Origin of the sequence: Nonomuraea sp. NPDC050556 (assembly GCF_044457355.1) — a bacterium.
Classification (GTDB): Bacteria; Actinomycetota; Actinomycetes; order Streptosporangiales; family Streptosporangiaceae; genus Nonomuraea.
On sequence record NZ_JBITGU010000003.1, the window covers coordinates 819,933 to 841,299 of the forward strand.

At 70.5% G+C, this 21,367-nt stretch carries 14 protein-coding genes; 9 read left to right on the forward strand and 5 right to left on the reverse strand.

Annotated elements, in window-relative coordinates:
• Nucleotides 1-8: 8 nt before the first annotated feature.
• Together ACIBG8_RS32935 and ACIBG8_RS32940 are read right to left on the reverse strand one after the other, a co-directional pair.
• Nucleotides 9-2,747, reverse strand: coding sequence for a BTAD domain-containing putative transcriptional regulator (locus ACIBG8_RS32935; protein WP_397346953.1), 2,739 nt, complete (start codon nucleotides 2,745-2,747; stop codon nucleotides 9-11).
• A gap of 348 nt (nucleotides 2,748-3,095) precedes the next feature.
• Nucleotides 3,096-5,111 carry an ATP-dependent DNA helicase gene (locus ACIBG8_RS32940; protein ID WP_397346954.1) on the reverse strand — a complete coding sequence of 672 codons (2,016 nt, stop codon included), beginning with the start codon at nucleotides 5,109-5,111 and terminating at the stop codon, nucleotides 3,096-3,098.
• A gap of 361 nt (nucleotides 5,112-5,472) precedes the next feature.
• Here ACIBG8_RS32940 and ACIBG8_RS32945 point away from each other — a divergent pair, with 361 nt between their 5' ends.
• Both ACIBG8_RS32945 and ACIBG8_RS32950 read left to right on the forward strand, forming a co-directional pair.
• Nucleotides 5,473-6,336 carry a hypothetical protein gene (locus ACIBG8_RS32945; protein WP_397346955.1) on the forward strand — a complete coding sequence of 288 codons (864 nt, stop codon included), beginning with the start codon at nucleotides 5,473-5,475 and terminating at the stop codon, nucleotides 6,334-6,336.
• 138 nt (nucleotides 6,337-6,474) lie between these two features.
• Nucleotides 6,475-7,686, forward strand: coding sequence for a CapA family protein (locus tag ACIBG8_RS32950; protein ID WP_397346956.1), 1,212 nt, complete (start codon nucleotides 6,475-6,477; stop codon nucleotides 7,684-7,686).
• Here the strand turns inward: ACIBG8_RS32950 and ACIBG8_RS32955 are convergent.
• Nucleotides 7,669-8,898: an RNA-guided endonuclease InsQ/TnpB family protein gene (locus ACIBG8_RS32955; RefSeq protein ID WP_397346957.1), complete on the reverse strand. Its 1,230-nt coding sequence runs from the start codon at nucleotides 8,896-8,898 to the stop codon at nucleotides 7,669-7,671. The two genes, ACIBG8_RS32950 and ACIBG8_RS32955, sit on opposite strands and share 18 nt — an antisense overlap.
• Nucleotides 8,899-9,065: 167 nt before the next feature.
• Between ACIBG8_RS32955 and ACIBG8_RS32960 the strand changes: the two genes are divergently transcribed.
• Entirely contained in the window at nucleotides 9,066-10,658 is a 1,593-nt protein-coding gene (locus tag ACIBG8_RS32960) for a Na+/H+ antiporter (protein ID WP_397346958.1), read from the forward strand.
• Here the strand turns inward: ACIBG8_RS32960 and ACIBG8_RS32965 are convergent.
• Complete coding sequence (locus ACIBG8_RS32965; RefSeq protein ID WP_397346959.1) at nucleotides 10,655-14,173, reverse strand: WD40 repeat domain-containing serine/threonine protein kinase; 3,519 nt, start codon at nucleotides 14,171-14,173, stop codon at nucleotides 10,655-10,657. The genes ACIBG8_RS32960 and ACIBG8_RS32965 overlap by 4 nt on opposite strands.
• An 18-nt stretch (nucleotides 14,174-14,191) precedes the next feature.
• Nucleotides 14,192-14,449 (reverse strand): ubiquitin carboxyl-terminal hydrolase 14, encoded by a 258-nt coding sequence (locus tag ACIBG8_RS32970; RefSeq protein WP_397346960.1) that lies wholly within the window; start codon nucleotides 14,447-14,449, stop codon nucleotides 14,192-14,194.
• 122 nt (nucleotides 14,450-14,571) lie between these two features.
• Between ACIBG8_RS32970 and ACIBG8_RS32975 the strand changes: the two genes are divergently transcribed.
• The 6 genes from ACIBG8_RS32975 (at nucleotide 14,572) to ACIBG8_RS33000 (ending at nucleotide 21,351) form a co-directional block, all read left to right on the forward strand.
• On the forward strand, nucleotides 14,572-15,348 hold the full coding sequence (locus ACIBG8_RS32975) for an ABC transporter ATP-binding protein (RefSeq protein ID WP_397346961.1): 777 nt from the start codon (nucleotides 14,572-14,574) through the stop codon (nucleotides 15,346-15,348).
• Entirely contained in the window at nucleotides 15,336-16,100 is a 765-nt protein-coding gene (locus ACIBG8_RS32980) for an ABC transporter ATP-binding protein (protein WP_397346962.1), read from the forward strand. The genes ACIBG8_RS32975 and ACIBG8_RS32980 overlap by 13 nt, the downstream gene beginning before the upstream one ends.
• Nucleotides 16,097-17,944: an AMP-dependent synthetase/ligase gene (locus ACIBG8_RS32985; RefSeq protein WP_397346963.1), complete on the forward strand. Its 1,848-nt coding sequence runs from the start codon at nucleotides 16,097-16,099 to the stop codon at nucleotides 17,942-17,944. The genes ACIBG8_RS32980 and ACIBG8_RS32985 overlap by 4 nt, the downstream gene beginning before the upstream one ends.
• Complete coding sequence (locus tag ACIBG8_RS32990; protein ID WP_397346964.1) at nucleotides 17,941-18,825, forward strand: branched-chain amino acid ABC transporter permease; 885 nt, start codon at nucleotides 17,941-17,943, stop codon at nucleotides 18,823-18,825. Before ACIBG8_RS32985 ends, ACIBG8_RS32990 begins: the two co-directional genes overlap by 4 nt.
• 170 nt (nucleotides 18,826-18,995) lie before the next feature.
• A complete protein-coding gene (locus ACIBG8_RS32995) occupies nucleotides 18,996-20,054 on the forward strand; it encodes a branched-chain amino acid ABC transporter permease (protein WP_397346965.1) in 1,059 nt (352 codons plus the stop codon).
• Between the two features lie 10 nt (nucleotides 20,055-20,064).
• Nucleotides 20,065-21,351 carry an ABC transporter substrate-binding protein gene (locus ACIBG8_RS33000; RefSeq protein WP_397346966.1) on the forward strand — a complete coding sequence of 429 codons (1,287 nt, stop codon included), beginning with the start codon at nucleotides 20,065-20,067 and terminating at the stop codon, nucleotides 21,349-21,351.
• Nucleotides 21,352-21,367: the final 16 nt, after the last annotated feature.

Genomic DNA, 21,367 nt, shown 5'->3' on the forward strand with positions numbered 1-21,367 from the left:
CCAGCCCCCTATCCGATGGCCGACGGCTTGTCGGGAACGGGCTGGGCGAGCAGCCGCTCAGCCTCGGCGGCCGCCACCAGGCCCATGTCGCGCAGGAGCGCGATCGCGCCGTGCCAGTGCGCCGTGGCCCGCTCGGGATCCCCGAGCGCGTGCCGCGCCTGCCCGAGCCCCCACTGGCAGAAGGCCTGACCATACCGGTCGCCGGTCGTGACGGCCAGCTCGAACGCCTGCTGGAACGTGTCAGCCGACCTCGCCGCCTCTCCTCGCAGGAAATACGTCTCGGCCAGGTTGCACAGCGACATGGCCACCTCCCGCTCCAGCCCCAGCTCGCGCCGGATCTCCAGGGCGCGTTCGAGCGCGGGCACGCACTCGTCGAACCGGCCCATCCTGCGGCAGGTCAGCCCGAGGCTGTCCAGGCTCGCCGACTCCGCGTGCCGGTCGCCGAGCTCCTGGAACAGCGCGACCGCCTGCCGGTTGCAGGCCAGCGCCTCCTCCAGCCGGTCCAGCCAGCGGTAGGGGATGGCCAGGTTGCTGATCGCCTTGGCCGCCCGGTCGCGCAGGCCGAGCCCGGTCCAGAGCTCGGCCGCCCGCTCGAAGTGGAACGCGCCGTCCGCGGGCAGCCCGAGGCCCTGGCTGGCGATGCCGAGGTTGTTGTGCGCGTCCGCCCGCACCTCGCGGTCGTCGGCCACGTCCAGCAGGCGGAGGTTGAGCGCCCGCATGTCGTGCGTCCTGCCCCTGGTGAACAGCGGCATCGCCAGCGCCGTGCACATCCGCGCCGCGAGCCGGAAGTGCTCCGCCGACCCCAGCAACTGCAGGACGAGCGCGACCAGGTTGTCGCTCTCGTCGTCGAGCCAGGCGATCGCCTCGCCCCGGTCGGCCAGCGGCAACCCCCCATCCTGTACGGCGAAGCCGGACATGAGCGGCGCGGGGCCGAGCGCCATGAGGACGCGGCTCCTCAGCAGCGTGGCCAGGTAGCGGTGCGCCGCCCTGGGCAGCGCGGCGTCCGGCTCGGCGATCTCCCTGGCGTACAGCCTGAGCAGGTCGTGCATGCCGTACCTGCCCGGGGCGACCTCGTCGATCAGCCTGGCTGCCTCCAGGTCGTCGAGCGCCACGGCCGCCGCCTGCTCGTCGGTGTCCATGAGCGCGGCGGCCACCCCCGGCGTGACCGTGGGCACGTCGAGCTGGCCGAGCAGGCAGAAGAGCCGCGCGGCAGGGACGCAGCCGGGCTCCTCGCGCAGGCGCTGCAGGCTGACCGCGAAGCTGGTGCGTACGGCCAGGTCGGCGTATTCGAGCGAGTCGAGCCTGCTGCGGGCCCGCACGAGCGTGCCGCGCAGCTCGCCGAGCGACCAGCGCGGGTGCGCCGCCGCGCGGGCCGCCACGATGCGTACGGCCAGCGGCAGGCCGCCGCACAGCTCGGCGATCTCCTGCGCCGCCTCTGGCTCGCCGGACACCCGGTCGTCGCCGATCGCCCCGGCCAGCAGCGCCACCGCCTCGTCCGTCTCCATGGCGGCGAGCTGCAGGTGGGCCGCGCCGTCCAGGGTGGTGAGCGCGCGCCTGGCCGTGACGATCACCAGGCAGCCCGCGCCGGACGGCAGCAGCGGTCTGACCTGCGCCACCGAGGTCGCGTTGTCCAGCAGGACCAGCAGGCGCAGCCGCGAGGTGAGCGAGCGGAACCTGGCCGCCGCCTCGTCCTGGTCGGCGGGGACGTCGTCCTCGCCCAGCGAGCGCAGGAACCTGCCCAGCACCTGATGCGGCTCCAGCGGCGCCACGCCGGGCGTGGAGCCGCGCAGGTCGGCGTAGAGCTGGCCGTCGCCGAACTCGCCCGCGATCCTGCGCGCCGCCCGCACGGCCAGCGCGGACTTGCCGATGCCGCCCGGCCCGGTGATCGCCACGATGGGGACGTCGCGGAGCGCCTGGATGCGGTCGAGCTCGTGCTGCCTGCCGATGAACCCGGTCACCGCGGCGGGCAGCTCGGCGGGAGACGCCTCGGCCCCGTGCGTGAGGTCGAGCGACGGGTCGCCGGTCAGGACCGCCCGCTCCATGTCCAGCAGCTCGGCGCCGGGCTCCAGGCCGAGCTCGTCGGAGAGCAGCTTGCACCCGGCGCGGAACACCTCCAGCGCCTCGCCGCGCCTTCCCGCTCGGTAGAGGGCCAGCATGAGCTGGGCGCGTGGGCGTTCGCGCAGCGGGTGCTCGGCCAGCAGGTCGGTCAGCTCGGGGATCAGCTCCCGGTGGCGGCCCAGCGCCAGGCCGAGCTGGACGCACTCCTCCGTCGTCGCCAGCCGCAACTCCTCCCACCTGCCCGCGCCGGGTAGCGGTCCCAGATCGGCGAGCACCGGGCCGCGCCAGAGCGCCAGCGCCTCCCGCAGGGCCGCGACCGCCTCAGCCGTTCTGCCCTGGGCCGCCAGCCCGCGCGCCTGGGTCGCGAGGTGGTCGGCTTCGCGGGCGTCCAGGTGTACGGCGCGCAGGCGGTATCCGGCGCCGACGGTCTCGATCAGCTCGCGCCTGACGCCTGCCTGGCGGAAGGCCTTGCGGAGGGCGGAGACGGCGATGGCCACCTGGCCGCGTACGGAGGTGGGGGGCTCCTCACCCCAGACGACGTCGACGAGCCGCTCCACGGTCACCACCCGGCCCTCGGCCAGGAGGAGGACCGCGAGCGTGGTCTGCGCTCGGCGGCCGCCCAGCTTGATCGCCTGGCCGTCGACCAGGACTTCGAGCGGGCCGAGAATCCTGAACTGCACCCCGTCCATGGCGGGGACGCTAGCCAACGGGTGTTGGCTCTGTGTTGGCTGAGCCTCCGACCAGCCAACGGTCCCTTCGAAGACCACCCACCGCGCACCCAACGGCCCTCAGGGACGACCCGCCGACCACCTGAGGGTCCTTGCCCGATGGACCCTTCGGGTAGGCCGGGCCATCCCTTAGGACGCCTAACAAAAAGGGAACCTCACCCACACATCTGTCCCCCTCAAGAGGAGAGAGGGGCATAGAAGGGAGGGTCTTCTCTCTGGGCTTTCTGAGCGCTTTCGAGGTGAGGTTCATTCTGTCAGGAGCTCTTGGGGCCACGGGGGTCGCGACGAAACGCGGTGTGCCTCCGGCGGCTAGGGGGCGTCCTCGGAGAGGCGTTTGAGGGCGGCGCGGGGGACGGCGGGGTCGGTGGTGCGCCAGAACGGGGGGAGGGAGTTGAGCAGGAACCCGCTGTAACGAGCCGTGGCCAGCCGCGGATCCAGCACCGCGATCACCCCCCGGTCGTGCTGCGACCGCAGCAACCGCCCCGTCCCCTGCGCCAGCAGCAGCGCCGCGTGGTTGGCCGCCACCGCCATGAACCCGTTCCCTCCACGCGCCGCCACATGACGCTGGCGGGCCGACGTCAGCGGGTCGTCAGGACGGGGGAACGGCACGCGGTCGATGATCACCAGCCGCAGCGACGGCCCGGGAACGTCAACCCCCTGCCACAGCGACAGAGTGCCGAACAAGCACGTCTTCTCGTCCTCGGCGAACTGCTTGACCAGCAGCATCGTCGAGTCGTCCCCCTGGCACAGCAGCGGCACGTCCAGCCGGTCACGCAACGCCTCCGTCGCCGCCTTCGCGGCCCGCATCGAGGAGAACAACCCCAGCGTCCGCCCGCCGGCCGCCTCGATCAGCTCGGTGATCTCGTCGAGGTATTGCTGCGGCAACCCGTCGCGCCCCGGCTGCGGAAGGTGCTTGGCGACGTAGAGGATCCCCGCGCGCGGGTGGTCGAACGGCGACCCGACGTCGATCCCCGTCCAGTCGCGCTTGCGCCGCTTGTCGGCGGCGTCGTCCGAGGACGACGGCGCCTGGCCCAGCCCCCACTGCGCCGCCAGCGCGTCGAACGACCCGCCCAGCGCCAGCGTCGCCGACGTCAGCACCACCGTGCGCTCGCCGAATAGCCGGTCGCGCAGCATGCCGCTCACGCTCAGCGGCGCCACCCGCAGGATCGGCGGCCGCCGGTCGGTGGCGCCGTCGAGCCACACCACCTCGGCCCGGTCGACCTCCGACGCGTGCCCGTAGGCCTCCAGCATGCGCACCGCGGTGTCGTGCACCTCGTCGAGCGCCGTGAACGCCGCCTTGCGCTGGCCCGCCTTGTCCGGATCGTCGCGGTCGGCGTTGCGCGGCCCGAGCGCGGTGACGCAGCGCCACGAGGTGTCGCGGATCAGCGCCAGGGTCTGCCCCAGCACCGGCGGCAGCTCGTCGAGCCTGCCGGGGGGAGCGGCGGCCAGCAGCGCCTTGAGGTCCTCGCCCGCCTCCAGCAACTGGTCGGCGATCGGCTGCTCGATCAGCCGACCGACCCGCCGTACGGCCAGCGAGACGGAGACCTCCGACAGCTCGCTGGTCACCACGGAGGTCACCCGGTCGACCAGCTCGTGCGCCTCGTCGACGACCACCACCTCGTGCTCCGGCAGCACCGCCAGGTCGCCCATGGCGTCGATGGCCAGCAGCGCGTGGTTGGTGACCACCACGTCGACCTCGCCCGCCCGCGCCCTGGCCAGCTCGGCGAAGCACTCGGCGCCGCTGGGGCAGCGCTGCGCGCCCAGGCACTCCTGCGCGCTCACCGAATACTGCCGCCAGGCCTGCTCGTTGACGCCCGGCACCAGCTCGTCGCGGTCGCCGGTCTCGGTCTCCTCCGCCCACTCCTGGATGCGCTGCACCATGCGGCCGGTCGCGCTGACCTCGCGCGGGTCGAAGAGCTGGTCCTGCTCGTCGTCCTCGGGCCAGCCCGCCGTCGCCTTGTAGCGGCACAGGTAGTTGCGCCGGCCCTTGAGTATGGCGAACGTCGGCTCGTGCGGCAGCTCCTTGGTCAGCGCCTCGGCCAGCCTGGGCAGGTCGCGGTCGACGAGCTGGCGCTGGAGCGCGATCGTGGCCGTGGAGACCACGACGGGCTTGTCGGACTCCATCGCGTGCCGTACCGAGGGAACCAGGTAGGCCAGCGACTTCCCGGTGCCCGTGCCGGCCTGGACGGCTAGGTGCTCCTCGTCGTCTATCGCCTGCTGAACGGCTTTGACCATGGTCATCTGACCTGGTCTCTCGCTGCCGCCGAGCGCGGTCACGGCGGTGCTGAGCAGTACGTCGACTGGTGGGAGATGGGAGTCCGGCACGGCAGTCAACCTACCCTCCCGCACCGACAACTCGGGGTGTGATCGGGCGACCGCATCCCGGCGTTCCAGAACCCTCCGGGCATCTCGCGTGGCACACTGACGACCGGAACCCGCCAGGTCAAGAAAGATCTTCCTGCTGTGGTCAATGGGGTCTGCGGCAGGGGCGTGGCGGCCGTTCGGGTAGGGTTTTCCGGGGTTGAGTGGACGAATAAAGGCTGGTTAAAGCAGTATGTCTGCCATGTCGGAAGTTGTCCCGTTGCCATCATTCGGTGAAGTGTTCTTCGATGCGCGAGGTCAGGAGCGGTGTCTCCGGGTCACGTGGCACGAGGGCACGCTTGTCCTGAGCCTGTGGCGAGGGGAGATGTGCACCGCCAGCTTCCGCATGCCGATCGAGGACGTCGGGCGGTTGCTCGACACCCTCGACGACGGTTATGCGGAGATCACCGGCGAGCAGCCGGCCGTACAGGAGCCTGGGGAATACCCGGGTACGGGCCAGTACACGCGGCCCGCGCAGGGCGTCGCGCCCGTGCCGCAGGCGCCGCCGGTCGACGAGCGGCCGACGGCCGCGCTGCCCGCGACCGACGTGCTCGTGGCCAGGGGGGTGCCGCAGCCGGACAAGCTCGTCGCGTCGTACGGCGAGGCGGCCCCGCAGCCCTCTTACAACGACCAGCCGTACGGTGACCAGCCCAGGCGCGGTCAGGTGCGCCAGGAGCAGCCGTCCAGGAACGACCCGCTCTTCGGCGACGCGCCCGCTTATGGGCGCGAACCCGCAGGAGACTATGGGCGCGAGCCGTCTTACGGGGCTCCGCAGTACGCCGAGCCGCTGCCCGGCGCCGAGCCGATCTACCAGCTGCCCAGCGAGCCGCGCCACCAGCGCCCCCAGAGCACCGACCCGTTCAGCGCGCAGCCGCAGTCCGAGCCTTTCGCCGCGCAACCGCAGTACGGCGCGCAGCCCGCCTACGTGCCGCCGCCCCCGTCGGCGGCCGGGCTCGGCACCCCCATGCACGGCATTCCCGGCGCGGGCCGCCGCTCGCAGCCGCAGGAGCCGCAGTACGGCCAGCAGCCCAACCCGGTCGACCCATTGCTCGCGATGGGCACCCAGCAGCCGCAGGGGTACCAGGAACCGGGCATCTCCCGCCCGTACGTGGGTGACCAGATGTTCGTCACCGGCGAACGCCTCCGCCCCGACCAACACGACGACAGGTCGGAACGCCGCGAGTGGTGACGGCCCTCAGCCGAGGGCCGTGCTCGCGTGATGTCCTTTCGTGACATCCAGGCGGGTGGGTGTCGGGGGATGAAACCCCGGGCCAAGTTTCCGCCATCGAAGATCGCTGGAGGGGTCGTCTGCGCGTAGCCTGCCCTGGTGCGCAAGGATCTTGCCCGCATGGCCGTCATAGCCGCGCTGGCCATGCCCGCCGTCCTCGCTGACCCCTACCCGGTGGCCCAGGCCCGCCCCCCGGTGGCCGGCGAGCGGGTGGCCGTGGGTGCGTTCGGTGCGGCGGTGACGCGGCTCCACCTCCTGGCCCTCCCAGCCCGTACGGCGGAGCCTGCCGTACAGCCCCACGAGATCGAGCCCGTGCTGGAGCCCGAGACGTTCACCGTCGCGGCCAGCGGTGACGTCCTCCTCCACGGCCCGCTCGTCCAGCAGGCCACCCAGGACGGCCGCGGCGAGCCGGACTTCTACCCGATGCTCAAAGGCGTCAAGGACGTGGTCCAGCGGGCGGACCTGGCGATCTGCCACCTGGAAACCCCGCTCGCCCCCAGACGCGGCCCCTACAGCGGGTACCCGATCTTCAGCGTCCCCCCGCAGGTCGTCAAGGCGATCAGGCGGGTCGGCTACGACACCTGCTCCACCGCCTCCAACCACACCATCGACAAGGGCGAGCCCGGCGTGGTCCGTACCCTCGAAGCCCTCGACAAGGCAGGCCTCAAACACACCGGCTCAGCCAGAACCGTCGAAGAATCCAGAATAATCACAATATTTCGTGTCAAAGGGGTGACGGTCGCGCACCTCTCCTACACCTACGGCACCAACGGCATGGTCGAACCCCGCGACAAACCCTGGCTCGTCAACGACGGCCTCGACGCGAGGACCATCGTCAAGCAGGCCAGGAGGGCCAGGGACCAGGGCGCAGAGGTGGTGATCGTCAGCCTGCACTGGGGCGACGAGTACCAGCACGCCCCCAGCGCCCAGCAGCTCGACGTCGCCCACAAGCTGCTCGACTCCCCGCAGGTGGACCTGATCGTCGGCCACCACGCCCACGTGGTCCAGCCGTTCGACCGGATCAACGGCAAATGGGTGGCCTACGGCCTGGGCAACCAGGTCGCCAACCCCTCGGCCGGCCTGGAGGCCACCCACGAGGGTGCCATCGCCTGGTTCCGCTTCGAGAGAACACCGGAAGGCTGGCAGGTGCGCCCGTGGTTCGTGCCCACGAGAATCTCTCCTGGACCGCCGATCCGGCTGAGGAACGCGGCGGTCGACCGTGACCTGCGTTCCACGCTGCGCCACGTGACCAGGATCGTCCGCTCGCTGGGCGAGCGAGTGCCCGTACTGAGGTCAACGACCACCGGCTGAAGCCGGTGGCTTGCTCTCGCGGTCCCGTCTGGCTGAAGGGAGGCCGGTAGCGTGTGGGGAGTTGACTGTCCCCCAGCCCTCGACGCCGCGCTGGGCGATGTTGAGGGCCGCGATGTGGTCGGCGTGCCCGGCGAGGCCACACCCGATACAGACGAATCGGGCCCGGACGGGCCGATTCTTCCGCGAGACGTACCCGCACCGAGGACAGCGTTGGCTGGTGTATGCGGCATCCACCAGGATGAATGGCACACCGGCTCGCGCTGCCTTGTAGCGGGTGAAGGTGATCTGCTGGGCGAAGGCCCAGGAGTGCAGGGTGCGCCGCTGGAACCGGTGAGCCCTTACCCGGGAGCGGATGCCTTGGAGGTCTTCCAGGGCGATGCCGCGACCGGTGCGTTCGGCCTCGCGCACCACATACGTGCTGATCTGATGGTTGACATCGGTCATCATCCGCCGTTCGCGGCCCGACAGGCGGCGCAACACCCGCCGCGCCGAACTGGTGCCCTTGCGTTGCAGGCGGCGGCGCTGGCGGTGGCGCCGCTCGCGCAGCGTGCGCACGTGCCCGTTTCCGGCGATCGTGCCCGGCAGCACCTTGCCGGGCAGCACCGCCCCGTCGGAGGTGACGGCGAGGTTGGCGATGCCCTGATCCACCCCGACAAACCCGTTCATCGGGTCGGCGACCTCGGGCCTGGGCAGGGTGACGGTGACCTGCAACAGCCACACTCCCCCCCGGCACACCAGATCCGCCTCACCCACTGGCCATTGCTCGATCGCGTTCATGTCGGCGTCCCGGCCCGCGTAGGCGAGTTTGACCCGGCCCGACGGCGTCCACAACGACGCGGTGCGCGCGTCTCGGTTGAACGTCAGCATCCGCGCGTCATAGGGTGTCGCGCCCTGCGGCCGGAAGGTGTGGGCGCGTTTGCGGGTGGCGCGCCGGTTGGCGTAGGCGCCGTGCACCCGCGCGATGGCCAGGTTGGCCGCCTGCGCGCCCAGCCTGGGCAGTTCTGCCCGGATCGAGTGGTAGGCCAGCCGGTGCAACTCCACCCGACCGAAACACCGCCGATCCCAGGCCAGCCGCGACACCTCGTTGGCCGCCCGGTTGGCCAGCTCCATCGCAGCAGTCAGTGCATTGTGCTGTTCGGCGGCCGGGAACAGGCGCAGTTGCACGACCGAGGTCAGCCCGACCCGTTTCGCGGCGGCTCTGACGAACGCCATCCGGCACCTTCCGATCCGTCCACCAGTTCGAATCTTGACCTGAAGATTACCGTGTGTCACCGAACGATTGCAACCCTGCAGGAGAATCTTGTGCAACCCTGTTCCGCGATTCCTCTCGGCCCTGAAAGGCCCAGCTTCCACGCTGTAGATGCAAGGTGAACCCGGAGATGGGTCTGCATCTGCTGCTCGTGGCGACCGGCGCGATCGCGATCGCGGCCGTCGCCAGGCGCAGGGGCTGGCCGGCGCCGCTGCTGCTGGTCCTTGCCGGGCTGGTGGTCTCGCCGTTCATGCCGTCGGCCGAGCTCGACCCCGAGCTCGTCCTGTTCGTCTTCCTGCCGCCGCTGCTCTACTCGGCCGCCCTCGACAGCTCCTACCTCAACCTGCGCGACGTCAAGCGCCCCGTCGCGCTGCTGTCGATCGGGCTGGTGCTGTTCACCACGTTCGTGGTCGGCTGGACCGTGCACCTGCTGGTGCCCAGCATGCCGATGGCCGCCGCCTTCGCGCTGGGCGCGATCATCGCCCCGCCGGACGCCGTGGCCGCCGTCGCCGTCGGACGCAGGCTCGGCCTGCCGCGGCGGGCGCTGACGATCCTGGTCGGCGAGAGCCTGTTCAACGACGCGACCGCGCTGACCGCTTACCGGGTGGCGATCGGCATCGTCATGGGCGGAGCCGTCGGCCAGGCCTCCGCCGCAGTCGAGGCCTTGGGGGTGTTCCTCCGCGCGACCGTGTTGGGGACGCTGATCGGCCTGGCCCTGGCGCTGGTGATCGCCTGGATCCTGGAGCGCACCCGCGACTCCCTCGTGGAGACCACGGTGATGCTGCTCGTCCCGTTCGGCGCCTACCTGGCAGCCGAGATGGCGCACGCCTCGGGCGTCATCGCGGTGGTGATCGTCGGCCTCTACCTGGGTCACCGCATGCACCGCAGGGGGTTCGGCACGCGGCTGGTGTCGAGCTCGGTGTGGCGGGTCACCGACTTCCTGCTGGAGTCGATCGTCTTCGCGCTCATCGGGCTGCAACTCGTCCCGATCCTGCAAGGGCTGAAGGGGCGCTCCCCGTGGGAGCTCGCCGGCGCGGCCGTGCTGGTGTTCCTCGTGACGGTCGCCGCCAGGTTCGTCTGGGTCTTCCCCGCCGCCTACCTCCAGGCGTGGCTGATCAAGTCGGTGCCGTGGCCTTCTGCCAAGCAGATCACGATCGTCGGCTGGGCCGGCATGCGCGGCGTGGTGTCGCTGGCCGCCGCCATCGCCATCCCCTTCACCATCGAGCGCACCGGCGCGCCGTTCCCCGACCGCGATCTGATGCTCTTCCTGACCTTCACCACCGTGATCGGCACCCTGCTCGTCCAGGGCCTGACGTTCCCGTGGCTGATCAGGAAGCTGAAGGTCACCAGCGAGCAGGAGCGCTACGAGGACAACCTGTCCGAGGCCTCAGCCCAGCAGGCCGCGCTCGACGCCGGGCTCCAGCGGCTGGACGAGGTCGTCGCGGCGGAGGGCGAGCCTGACGAGATCCAGCGCGACGCGATCGCCCAGCTCAGAGCCAAGTCACAGCGCCGCGCGATGACCGCGTGGGAACGGCTCGGCGGCGGCACAGGCCAGGACGGCGCCGAGACGCCGAGCACCTACTACCGGCGGCTGCGCAGGGAGATGCTCGACGCCGAGCGCGCCGTCTTCGTCAGGCTGCGCGACGAGCGCCGCCTCGAGGACGAGGTCATGCGGCGGGTGATGGCCGACCTCGACTTCGAGGAGGCGCTCATGGAGCGCTAGCAGGTGGGGGTGAAGGCGAAGTCCTGCCCGACGTGCTCACGCCACTCGCCGGCGTTGAGCCCGCGCCCCGCGCGCGAGCACACCTGCCCGGCGACCTTGGCCGGATCCAGCGACAGCTCGCGCAGGGTGCCGTCACTGGCGATGGCCCGCAGCGACCGGCTGTCGGCGGCGAAGCTGATGACCGTGCGTGAGGCGCTGTAGGTGTCCTGCGTCTGGGTGGCCAGTGCCCGTGGCGAGCCGAGCTGACGCCCTGACGCCACGTCGAACAGCGTCACCCGGTAGTCGTGGGTGACGGCGATGGTCCTGCCGTCGGGCGAGAACCAGGCGCCGCCGACGTACCCGCCGACGCGGAAGACCGCGCTCGCCGGCTTCCAGGTGCGCGTGTCCCACAACACGACCCCCCTCTCCCCGTACGGCGAAGCCGCACGGGTCCCGGTGGGGTCGAGGACCAGCCAGTTCTTGGCCGTGGTGCCCGGCCCCTGGGATCGGGGCAGCACCTTGCCGGTCACCAGGTCGATCACGTCGACCCCGCCGCCGTCGCCCGTGGTCAGGGTCCTGCTGTCGGCGCTGAAGTTCAACTGGCCGCCGGAGACCGTGTCGAAGAAGCGTTTGCGGTGCGGAGCGGCGACCTCCACGACGGTGACGCTGCCCATGTTGTAGTAGTCGTTCGACACGTTGTAGCTGAGCGCCACGAGGCGGCCGTCCGGGCTGAAGACCGGGCCCGACTTGTTGTCGCCGCTCTTCCTGCCCGACAGCGAGATCGTGGCGAGCTTGCGCCGCGTAGCCAGGTTCCACAGGGTCAGCGGCCCGTCGGTGTAGGCGGTGTCGGTGGAGGCGAGGATCTTCCCGTCGGGGCTGATCTCGGTGCTCACGGTGCCCCCGACGTCGGCCGGGATCTCGAACAGCGGGCCCACCCGCTTGAGTCCCGGCAGCGTCCAGGCCTGCTCGGCGCCGGACACGAAGGTGTAGACCGTCCTGCCGTCCGCGCTTATCTCCTTGGCGTCGTCCTCTTCCAGGTGGAGCGAGGGCGGCGGTTGCTCGCCGAGGTCGTAGACCGTGACCTGCCCGGCCTGGTCGAGCAGCGTCAGGTAGCGGTTGTCCTTGCTGAGCCGCGGCTCACCGTCCGGCCAGGCCGCCGAGGTGAACCTGGCGATCCGTGCCGCGTCGCTCATCCGGTAGACCGTGACCCGGTTTCCCGAGCTGACCACTCCGAGCGAGCCGTCCGAGCTGAACACCACCCTGGGGTAGTCCTCGGGAAACTCGCGGTCGTCGCCCGTGCCCGCGGCGAGGTTCCACATGATCATCTTGCTGCCCGTGTTGAGCGCGGCCCACTTGCCGTCAGGTGTGAATCCCACCACGGCGTGCTTCTTCGGCAGCTTGGCGGCGAGCGGTGTGCCGCTGGGCAGCGACCGCATGCTGAGCGACACGTAGTCCTTGCCGATGGAGACCATGCCGAACCGGTCGCCAGGGCCGATCACGTTGAAGTTGCCCGCGGTGTAGCCGATCGACCTGCGCGCGGCCACGTCCCACAGCCCGTCGAAGGGGCCACCGCCGTTTCCCGAAACCATCACGTAGCGGCCGGACGGGCTGAACCTGATGGAGCTGGAGACGACCGACTGCTGCTTGCCCTCGCCCAGCTTCTTGCCCGACTTCATGCTCCACAGTGCGATCTTGCCGTTCTCGTCGTAGAGCGCCAGCGTGTCTCCGTCCGGGCTGATCGCGGCCGCGAACGGCCCGGCCCCGACCCCCGTGAACGACCGCAGCACCTTGCCCGACGCCACGTCGTAAGCCGTGACCTTGTCCGCTCCCGCGCTGATCAGCGTGCTCCCGTCGACGCTGAGAGCGCGGCCCGCGTTGGTCAGCACCGGGTCGGTGAACACCCGCTGCTCCTGCTGCCCCGCAGAGTTGAACACCGCAGCCCGCGACTCAGGCACGTCGGCGATCTGGTAGGCGGCCAGGCTGAGCCGCATCGCCAGCGTCGGATCGCTCTTGCGCAGCGCCTCCGCCTGCAGCGCCACCCGCCTGGCCCCCGCCTGGGCGCGTTCAGCCGCGAGCTGCCTGCCGCTCTCGTCGCTCAGCATCGACTGCCGCCACGCGAACGCCCCCGCCGTCAGGGACACGACCAGCAGCCCCGCCAGCGAGGTGACCACGAGGCGGCGCCTGCGGCCCTGCCGTACCGACTGGGCACGGCTGGCCTCCAGGAACGTCTTCTCCGTGACGTTCAGGGTGAAGTGGGAGGGCAGGTCGGCGGCCCAGGCGGACGCCTCGTACAACGCGGTGCCGCGCAGCAGGTCCTCCGGGTGGCGGCCGTTGCGCGCCCAGCGGCGGGCGGCCTCGCCGAGCCTGCGGTGGCGGCTGAGCGAGTCGCGGTCGCCGTCCACCCACTCGTGCAGCCGCGGCCACGCGCGCAGCAGCGCGCCCTTGCGCACGCTGATCGTCTCGGCGCCCCGCTCGATCAGCGCGGCCCCGGCCAGCGCCGCCAGCACCGGCTCCGCGGCGGCCGGGTCGGGCAGCTCGTCGAGGGCGACCGGCCTGGGCAGCTCGTCACCTTCGCGCACGTCGACCAGGCGCAACATGAGCTGCCTGGCCACCTCCCTGCCGTCCGGCGGCAGCGAGCCGTACACCAGCTCGGCGATGTGCCCGAGCGCAGGCTCGCCCGCCAGCTCTTCAGGCGGTCGTACGGCTGACGCGGCCCGCGCGCCGGCCGCCAGCGAGGCGGTGCCGCCCAGCAGCGCGAGCAGCAGGTCCTGCGCGGTGGGACGCAGCGAGGGGTCCTTCGACAGCGCCCGGTCGACCAGCTCGCGCAGCGGCGAGGGCAGCATCGACAGGTCGGGGTGCTCGGTGAGCAGGCGGTGGATGGTCGCCACCGTCGTCGGCGCGCCGAACGCGTCGCGGCCGGTGGCGGTGAAGCAGACCATCGCCCCCCAAGCGAACACGTCGGCCGCGGGCTCTGCCCGGCCGCCGGAGAAGAGCTCGGGCGCCATGTAGAGCGGCGTGCCGGTCAGCTCGCCCGTCGAGGTCATCGACAGCCCGGCCGCGCGTGCGATGCCGAAGTCGATGACGCGGGGCCCGTCCGGGCCGAGCAGCACGTTCTCCGGCTTGAGGTCGCGGTGCACGACGCCCGCCTGGTGGATGGCGGCCAGCGCGGTCGCCATGCCGACGGCGAGCCGGTGCAGCGCGTCGCCGGTCAGGGGCGCGGTGACGGCCGCGCGCATGCTGGGGCCAGGTACGAACTGGCTGACGATGTAGGGCCGCTCGCCGTCCAGGTCGTGGCCCAGGACGGGGGCGGTGCAGAAGGAGGCGACGCGCTGGGCGGCGGCCACCTCGCGGGTGAACCGCCGCCTGAGCTGCGGATCACCGGCGAGGTAGGCGTGCAATACCTTGACGGCCACCCGGTTGGCCGCCTCGTCGTAGGCTTCGTAGACGACCCCCTGGCCCCCTGAGCCGAGCCGGCCGGCCAGCCAGTAGCCGCCTAACCGGTCGGGATCGCCCGCGCGGAGCGGATCAACGTTCATGCGCGGTTAGACGCGGTTTCAGCCCATGATGTTGTCGGTGAAGCACCACCGCCAGGATTCACCGGGTTCGAAGGACTGCATCACTGGATGTCCGGTCTCCCGGAAGTGTGCGGACGCGTGCTTGCTCGGCGAGGAGTCGCAGCACCCGATGTGCCCGCACTCCAGGCAGCGGCGCAGGTGAACCCAGCGCCCGCCGGCGGCGAGACACTCCTCGCAGCCCTCCGGAGTACGCGGGGGAGGGTCGCCCGCCTTGAGAAGATGCTCGCAAGTTGCCATGAACGGAATCCTAGAACTAGAAGCTGATTCCAATTTGGCCGCACCTATTGATCGGGCGCTTGTGTGCGTGGACTCTGTCGTCATCGGGGGATGTGACGCAGACCACACTCCGAGGAGCGCTATTGCTGGAGGTCCGAAATCTCGAGGTCGTCTATGACGACGTGATGCTCGTGCTGCGCGGTGTGAGCCTCGCCGTGCCGCCCGGCTCCATCGTCGCGCTCCTCGGCGCCAACGGCGCGGGCAAGACCACCCTCCTGCGCGCGCTGTCCGGCCTGCTCGACGTGCACGACGGCGAGATCACCAAGGGTACGGTCACCCTGGACGGCGAGCCGCTGAACGATCTCAAACCGGCCCAGATCGTCCGGCGCGGCCTGGCCCAGGTGATGGAGGGCCGCCGCATCCTGGCCGAGCTGACCGTCGAGGAGAACCTCAAGGTCGGCGGGCACACCGCGAGCGTATCCCACCTCGACCGCGTCTACGGCCTGTTCCCCGTCCTTCGCGACCGGCGTAAGAGCGTGTCCGGATACCTGTCCGGCGGGGAGCAGCAGATGCTCGCCGTCGGGCGTGCTCTCATGGCAGGGCCGAAATACCTCCTCATGGACGAGCCGAGCCTGGGCCTGGCGCCCGCGCTCGTCGCGCAGATCCGCGACCTCATCGTCGAGATCAACCGGCAGGGAACGACCGTGCTGCTGGTCGAGCAGAACGCCACCATGGCGCTGTCGATCGCCGGACACGGCTACGTCATGGAGACCGGGAAGATCGTCATGGACAAGCCGGCCGCCGAGCTGCTGTCGGACGAGGACATCAGGGAGTTCTACCTCGGCCTCGGCGCCGAGGGGGCGGCCAAGTCCTTCCGCGAGGTGAAGCACTACAAGCGGAGGAAACGATGGCTGTCCTAGAAATGCAGGACATCTCGCTGCGTTTCGCCGGGGTCCGCGCGATCGACGAGGTGTCGTTCGACGTGGGCGAGGCGGAGCTGTTCGCGATCATCGGGCCCAACGGCGCGGGCAAGACCTCGATCTTCAACGTCCTGTCCGGCGTCTACCGCCCGCAGAAGGGCTCGGTCACCTTCCTGGGCAACGATCTCCTGCGCAGCAAACCGCACGAGATCGCCGCGATGGGCCTGGCCAGGACGTTCCAGAACGTCGAGCTGTTCCACAACCTGACCGTGCTGGACAACCTCATGCTCGGCCGCCACCACCACTTCTCCTACGGCGCCCTGTCCGCCGTCCTCTGGTACGGCAGGGCACGCAGGCAGGAGCTCGCCGCCAGAGCCAGGGTCGAGGACATCATCGACTTCCTGGAGCTCGCCGCCTGGCGCAGGCATCCGGTACGGCTGCTGCCGTACGGGATCCAGAAGCGCGTCGAGCTCGGCAGGGCGCTCGCCATGGAGCCCAAGCTGCTGCTCCTCGACGAGCCCGTGGCCGGGATGAACCTGGAGGAGACCGAGGACATGGCCAGGTTCGTCCTGGACATCCGCGACGAGCTCGGCATCCCGATCGTGCTCGTCGACCACGACATGGGCCTGGTCATGGACCTGGCCGACCGGGTGCTCGTGCTGGACTTCGGCCGCCAGGTCGCTCTGGGCACCCCGGCCGAGGTGCAGCGGGACCCGAAGGTCATCGAGGCGTACTTGGGAGGGACCTCGTGACGGTCACCAAGGAACACACCGCTACCGAGACGATCGTCACGCGGGTCAAGCGCAGGGCCAGCGAGACCCCGGCCGCCGCGAGCTCCGTCGCGCTGCGGCACAAGGACTTCGGCATCTGGCACGAGGTGAGTTGGGCCGGTTACTGGACCCAGGTCGAGCTCGTCGCGCACGCCCTGCTCGCCCTCGGTGTCGAGCCGGGCGACCGGGTCGCCGTGCACTCGGAGAACCGGCCGGAATGGCTCTACGCCGACCTGGCCGTCGTCTCGGTCAGAGCGATCACCGTCGGCCTCTACCCGACCAACCCGCCGGCCGAGGTCGCCTACCTGCTGGCCGACTCCGGCGCCCGCATCCTCATCGCCGAGGACCAGGAGCAGGTCGACAAGGCGCTCGACCTGCCGGGGCTGGAGCACATCGTCTACCTCGAACCGCGCGGCATCCGCGGGCGCTACGACGACCCGCGCCTGATGCCGTGGCAGGACCTGCTCGCCCTCGGCGCTGCGCACCGCCGCGAGCACGAGGGCGCGGTCGCCCGCCGCATGGCCCAGGCCGTGCCCGAGGACGTGATGACGCTCATCTACACCTCGGGCACCACGGGCCCGCCCAAGGGCGTCATGCTGACCGTCGGCAACGTCGAGTTCGCGGTGAAGACGCTGGTCGAGGACGGCGGGTTCGCCTCGCCGCCGCCGTCGGAGCGCGATCTCATCGTCTCCTACCTGCCGCTGTGCCACGTGGCAGAGCGCGCCTTCACCGTCTGGTTCAACTCGGCCGCCGGAGTGCAGGTGAACTTCGCCGAGTCGATCGAGACCGTGCAGGCCAACCTGCGCGAGGTGCAGCCGACCATCCTGTTCGGCGTGCCGCGCATCTGGGAGAAGGTCCTGGCGCAGGTCAACATCAAGCTCGACGCCGCCTCGCCGCTCAAGCGGCTGACCACCCGCTTCTGGCTGGGCGTCGCCGACCGCATCGGCTCCACGCTGGTGCGTACGGGGGGCAGGCACACGCTGTCCACGAGGGTCATGTACGCCGTGGGCTGGGTGTTCTGCTACCGGGCGCTGCGCGAGCGCCTGGGCATGCGCCGCGTGCGCTACGCCGCCTCAGGAGCAGCCCCGATCGCGCCTGACGTGCTCAAGTTCTACATGGGCATCGGCGTGGCCATGCACGAGGTGTACGGCATGAGCGAGAACACCGCCGTCGCCACCGCCAACCGTCCCGGAAGGGTACGGCTCGGCACGGTCGGCGAGCCGCAGCCCGGCATCGAGCTGCGGATCGACGACATGACCGGTGAGATCCTCACCCGGCATCCCGGTACGTTCGCCGGTTACTGGGGCAATCCCGAGGCCACGGCCGCCGTGCTCGACGAGGACGGCTGGCTGCACACGGGCGACGTCGGCGAGTGGGTCGACGGCAGCCACGTACGGATCACCGACCGCATGAAGGACATCATCATCACCGCGGGCGGCAAGAACGTGGCGCCCAGCGAGATCGAGAACGCGCTGAAGGCCTCGCCGTACATCAAGGAGGCCATCGTGGTCGGCGACCGGCGGCCCTACCTGGTCGCGCTCATCGGCATCGAGCTCGACACCGTGGGGGAGTGGGCGCGCAGGCGCGGCCTGTCGTACACCACCTACCGCGACCTGTCCGACAAACCGCTCGTGCGCGAGCTCGTACAGGGGCTCGTCAACGACGTCAACACCCGCTTCGCCACGGTCGAGCAGGTCAAGCGCTTCGCGTTCCTGCCCAAGGAGCTCGACCACGAGGACGGCGAGCTGACCGCCACCCAGAAGGTCAAGCGCAGCGCCATCGCCCGGCTGTTCGAGGAGCTCGTCGAAGGGATGTACCGCCGGTGAGCCTGCTGGAAAGCCTGGTGCGCGGGCTGGGCAACGGGTCCGTGTACGCCCTGCTCGCGCTCGGCTTCGTGATCATCTACAAGGCGACGCGGGTGATCAGCTTCGCGCAGCCGTCGTTCATGCTCGCCGGGGCGGTGGCGGTGAGCTACCTGGCCGAGGTGACCGGCTTCTACCTCGCCGTGTTGCTGGCCGCGCTGCTCATCGCGGGGGTCGCGCTGGCCGTCGAGCGGGTCGCGATCAGGCCCATGGTTGGCCGGCCCGTCTTCGTGGTCGCGATCATCACGCTCGGGATCGACGTGGTCGTCCGTGTGGTGGTCAACGGCTTCATCGGCCGGGACGTGCGGCAGATGGGCGATCCGTGGGGGTTCACCCAGGTCTCGCTCGGGCCGCTCGTGGTGCAGCAGCGCTGGCTGGTCATGTTGCTGGTCACCGCGGTGCTGGTCGGGCTGCTGTTCGCGTTCTTCCGCTACACGAGGTACGGCCTGGCCATGCGCGCGGCCGCCTTCGACCAGGAGACGGCGCTCGCCCAGGGCGTCTCGGTGGGGACGGTGTTCGCGCTGTCGTGGGGGCTGGCCGGGTTCCTGGCCGCGATCGCCGGGATGTTCGTCGGCACCGGGCAGGGCATCGAGCAGCTCACCTGGGTGGTCGCGCTGAAGGCGCTCCCGGCGATCATCGTCGGCGGGCTCGATTCGCTGGGCGGCGCGGTGATCGGCGGGCTGTCGATCGGGGTGGTGGAGTCGCTGTTCCAGAGCTACCAGGGCGACTACGCACCGTGGCTGGGCCAGAACTTCGCCGTGGTCTCGCCGTACGTGGTCATGCTGCTGGTCCTGCTCGTCCGGCCGTACGGGCTCTTCGGCACTCGTGAGGTGGAACGCGTATGACACGGAGTGAACCCGACGCAGCGAGCGGAGTGGACGACCGAGGAACGAGGTTGGCCGCGGAGCGAGTGAGGAGCGGTGAGCGACCCATAAGCGCCGCTCTGGACATACCGACCGGACGGTCTCGTCGGCCGCGCGGCCGTCCGCTGCTCTACACCGCCTACAGCCAGGACATGGCGCTGCTCGACACCAGGGCCAAGAAGGTGTGGACGCTCCTGCTCGTCCTGCTGGCCTTCGCCCTGTCCGTGGTGCTGGTCGACCGGTCGCTGGAGGTGCTGGCCGGGGCGTACGTCTTCGCCATCGGCGCGATCGGGCTCAACATCGTCACCGGCTACGCGGGACAGGTCTCCCTGGGGCACGCCTTCTTCGTGGCCATCGGCGCCTACACGGCCGCCGCCCTGTCCGGGGCGCCGGGGGGCAAGGTGCTGGGGTTCGGCATCGCCGAGGTCTGGATCTGGCTGCCCGTGTCCGGGCTGGTCGCCGCGTTCTTCGGGGTGCTGGTCGCGCCGCTGGCGACCCGGCTGCGCGGGCTCTACCTCGCGGTCGTCACGCTCGGGCTGGTCTTCCTCGGCGAGCACATCTTCAAGGAGTGGGACCAGCTGACCGGCGGGCCAGGGGTGGGGCGTCCCGCCGCGATCCCGCAGCTCTTCGGCGTACGGCTCGACGCCGACGGGCTCCTCGGCACCCGCGAGCAGCAGCTCTACCTGCTCATGCTCGTGCTGCTCATCGTCTTCGCCCTCGCCGCGCGCAACCTCGCGCGCTCCCGCGTGGGCCGGGCCTTCTCGGCGATCCGCGACCGCGACATCGCCGCCGAGGTCATGGGGGTGGGGCTGACCCGCTACAAGGTGCTGGCGTTCGGCATCTCCTCCTTCTACGCCGGCTGCGCCGGCGCGCTCCTCTACAGCGTCGCCGGATACGTCGAGCCCGGCTCGTTCAGCCTGCTCATGTCCGTGCAGTTCATCGCGATGGTCCTGATCGGCGGCGTCGCCACCGTCTCCGGCGCCATCGCGGGGGCGCTGTTCATCTCGCTGCTGCAGCCCCTCACCAGGTCGCTGCCCGCGTTGTTGCCGTTCATCAACGGCGACACCACCCAGACGCCGAACGTGTTCCAGGTCGAGACCGTGCTCTACGGGCTGCTGATCGTCCTGTTCCTCATCTTCGAGCCGCGCGGGCTCTTCGGGATCTGGATCCGCGTCCGCAACTACTGGAAAAGCTGGCCGTTCTCTTACTAGGGAGATTCATGTGAAGAGCCGACAGGTGGTGACCGGCGTCGCGCTTGTGGCCCTTCTGTCCGCGTGCGGCGTCATCCGGGGGGACGACAAGGACAGCAAGGCAGCAATCGCGCCTGGCGTGACCAGCCAGCCGTGCCCGCTGGCCATCGACAAGAACAAGGGGTGCATCTACCTCGGCACGATCTCCGACCTCACCTCGGGGCCGTTCGCCGCGCTGGCCGTACCCATCACCAAGGCCCAGTCGAAGTTCTGGGAGCGGGTCAACAAGGCGGGCGGCATCGGCGGCAAGTACGAGGTCGACGTGCAGGCGTGGGTGCGCGACAACAAGTACAACCCCGAGACGCACCGGCAGGTCTACAACGAGATCAAGGACCACGTGCTCGGGCTCGTCCAGACGCTCGGCTCGCCCACCACGGCCGCGATCCTCGACGACCTGAAGGCCAACAGCATCGTGTCGGCGCCCGCTTCCTGGACCTCCGCGTGGGAGTTCGAGGACGTCATCATGGAGACCGGGTCCAACTACTGCATGGAGGCGATGAACTCCGTCGACTACGCGATGGAGGTCTACAAGCCCAAGACGGTCATGGCGGTGCACCTCGCCGGTGACTACGGGGCGGACGCGGCGGCCGGGGCGAAGATCGCGGCGGAGAAGAACGGGCTGACGTTCGTCAACGTCGAGACGCCGCCCGGGGCGACCGAGCAGGGGCGGGCGATCACGGAGATCACCAAGACCAAGCCTGACCTGGTGATCCTCACCACCGGGCCCGCCGACGCCGCCACGATCATCGGGCAGTCGGCGGCTGCGGGGTTCAAGGGGCGGTTCATCGGGACCGGGCCCACGTGGAACCCGGCGCTGCTCAAGTCACCCGCGGCGCCCGCGTTGAAGGCGTTGTACGAGCAGTCGTCGCCCGGGAAGCCGTGGGGGGCGGACACACCTGGGCACAAGGCGATGCGGGACGCGCTTCCCGGGGTCACGCCGAACGACGGGTACACGTCCGGGTGGGCGTGGTCGTATCCCATGAAGGCGGCGCTCGACAAGATGGTCGCCGGTGGGGACGTCAGCCGTAAGGGGTTGCTGGCGGCGGTGAAGTCGCTGTCCACGGTCGACTACGAGGGCATGTTGCCTCCTGAGGCGGGCAACTACTCGGGCGACCCGAACACGGCGACGTTCCGGCAGACGCTGATCAACAAGGTGGACGAGACGGCGCCGACCGGGGTGGCGATCGTCAAGGACTTCTTCGTCGGCCCGACCGCCTCGGCCTACACGATGGACGGCCCCTGCTTCGCCAAACTCTGACCCCTCCTTCGACCCC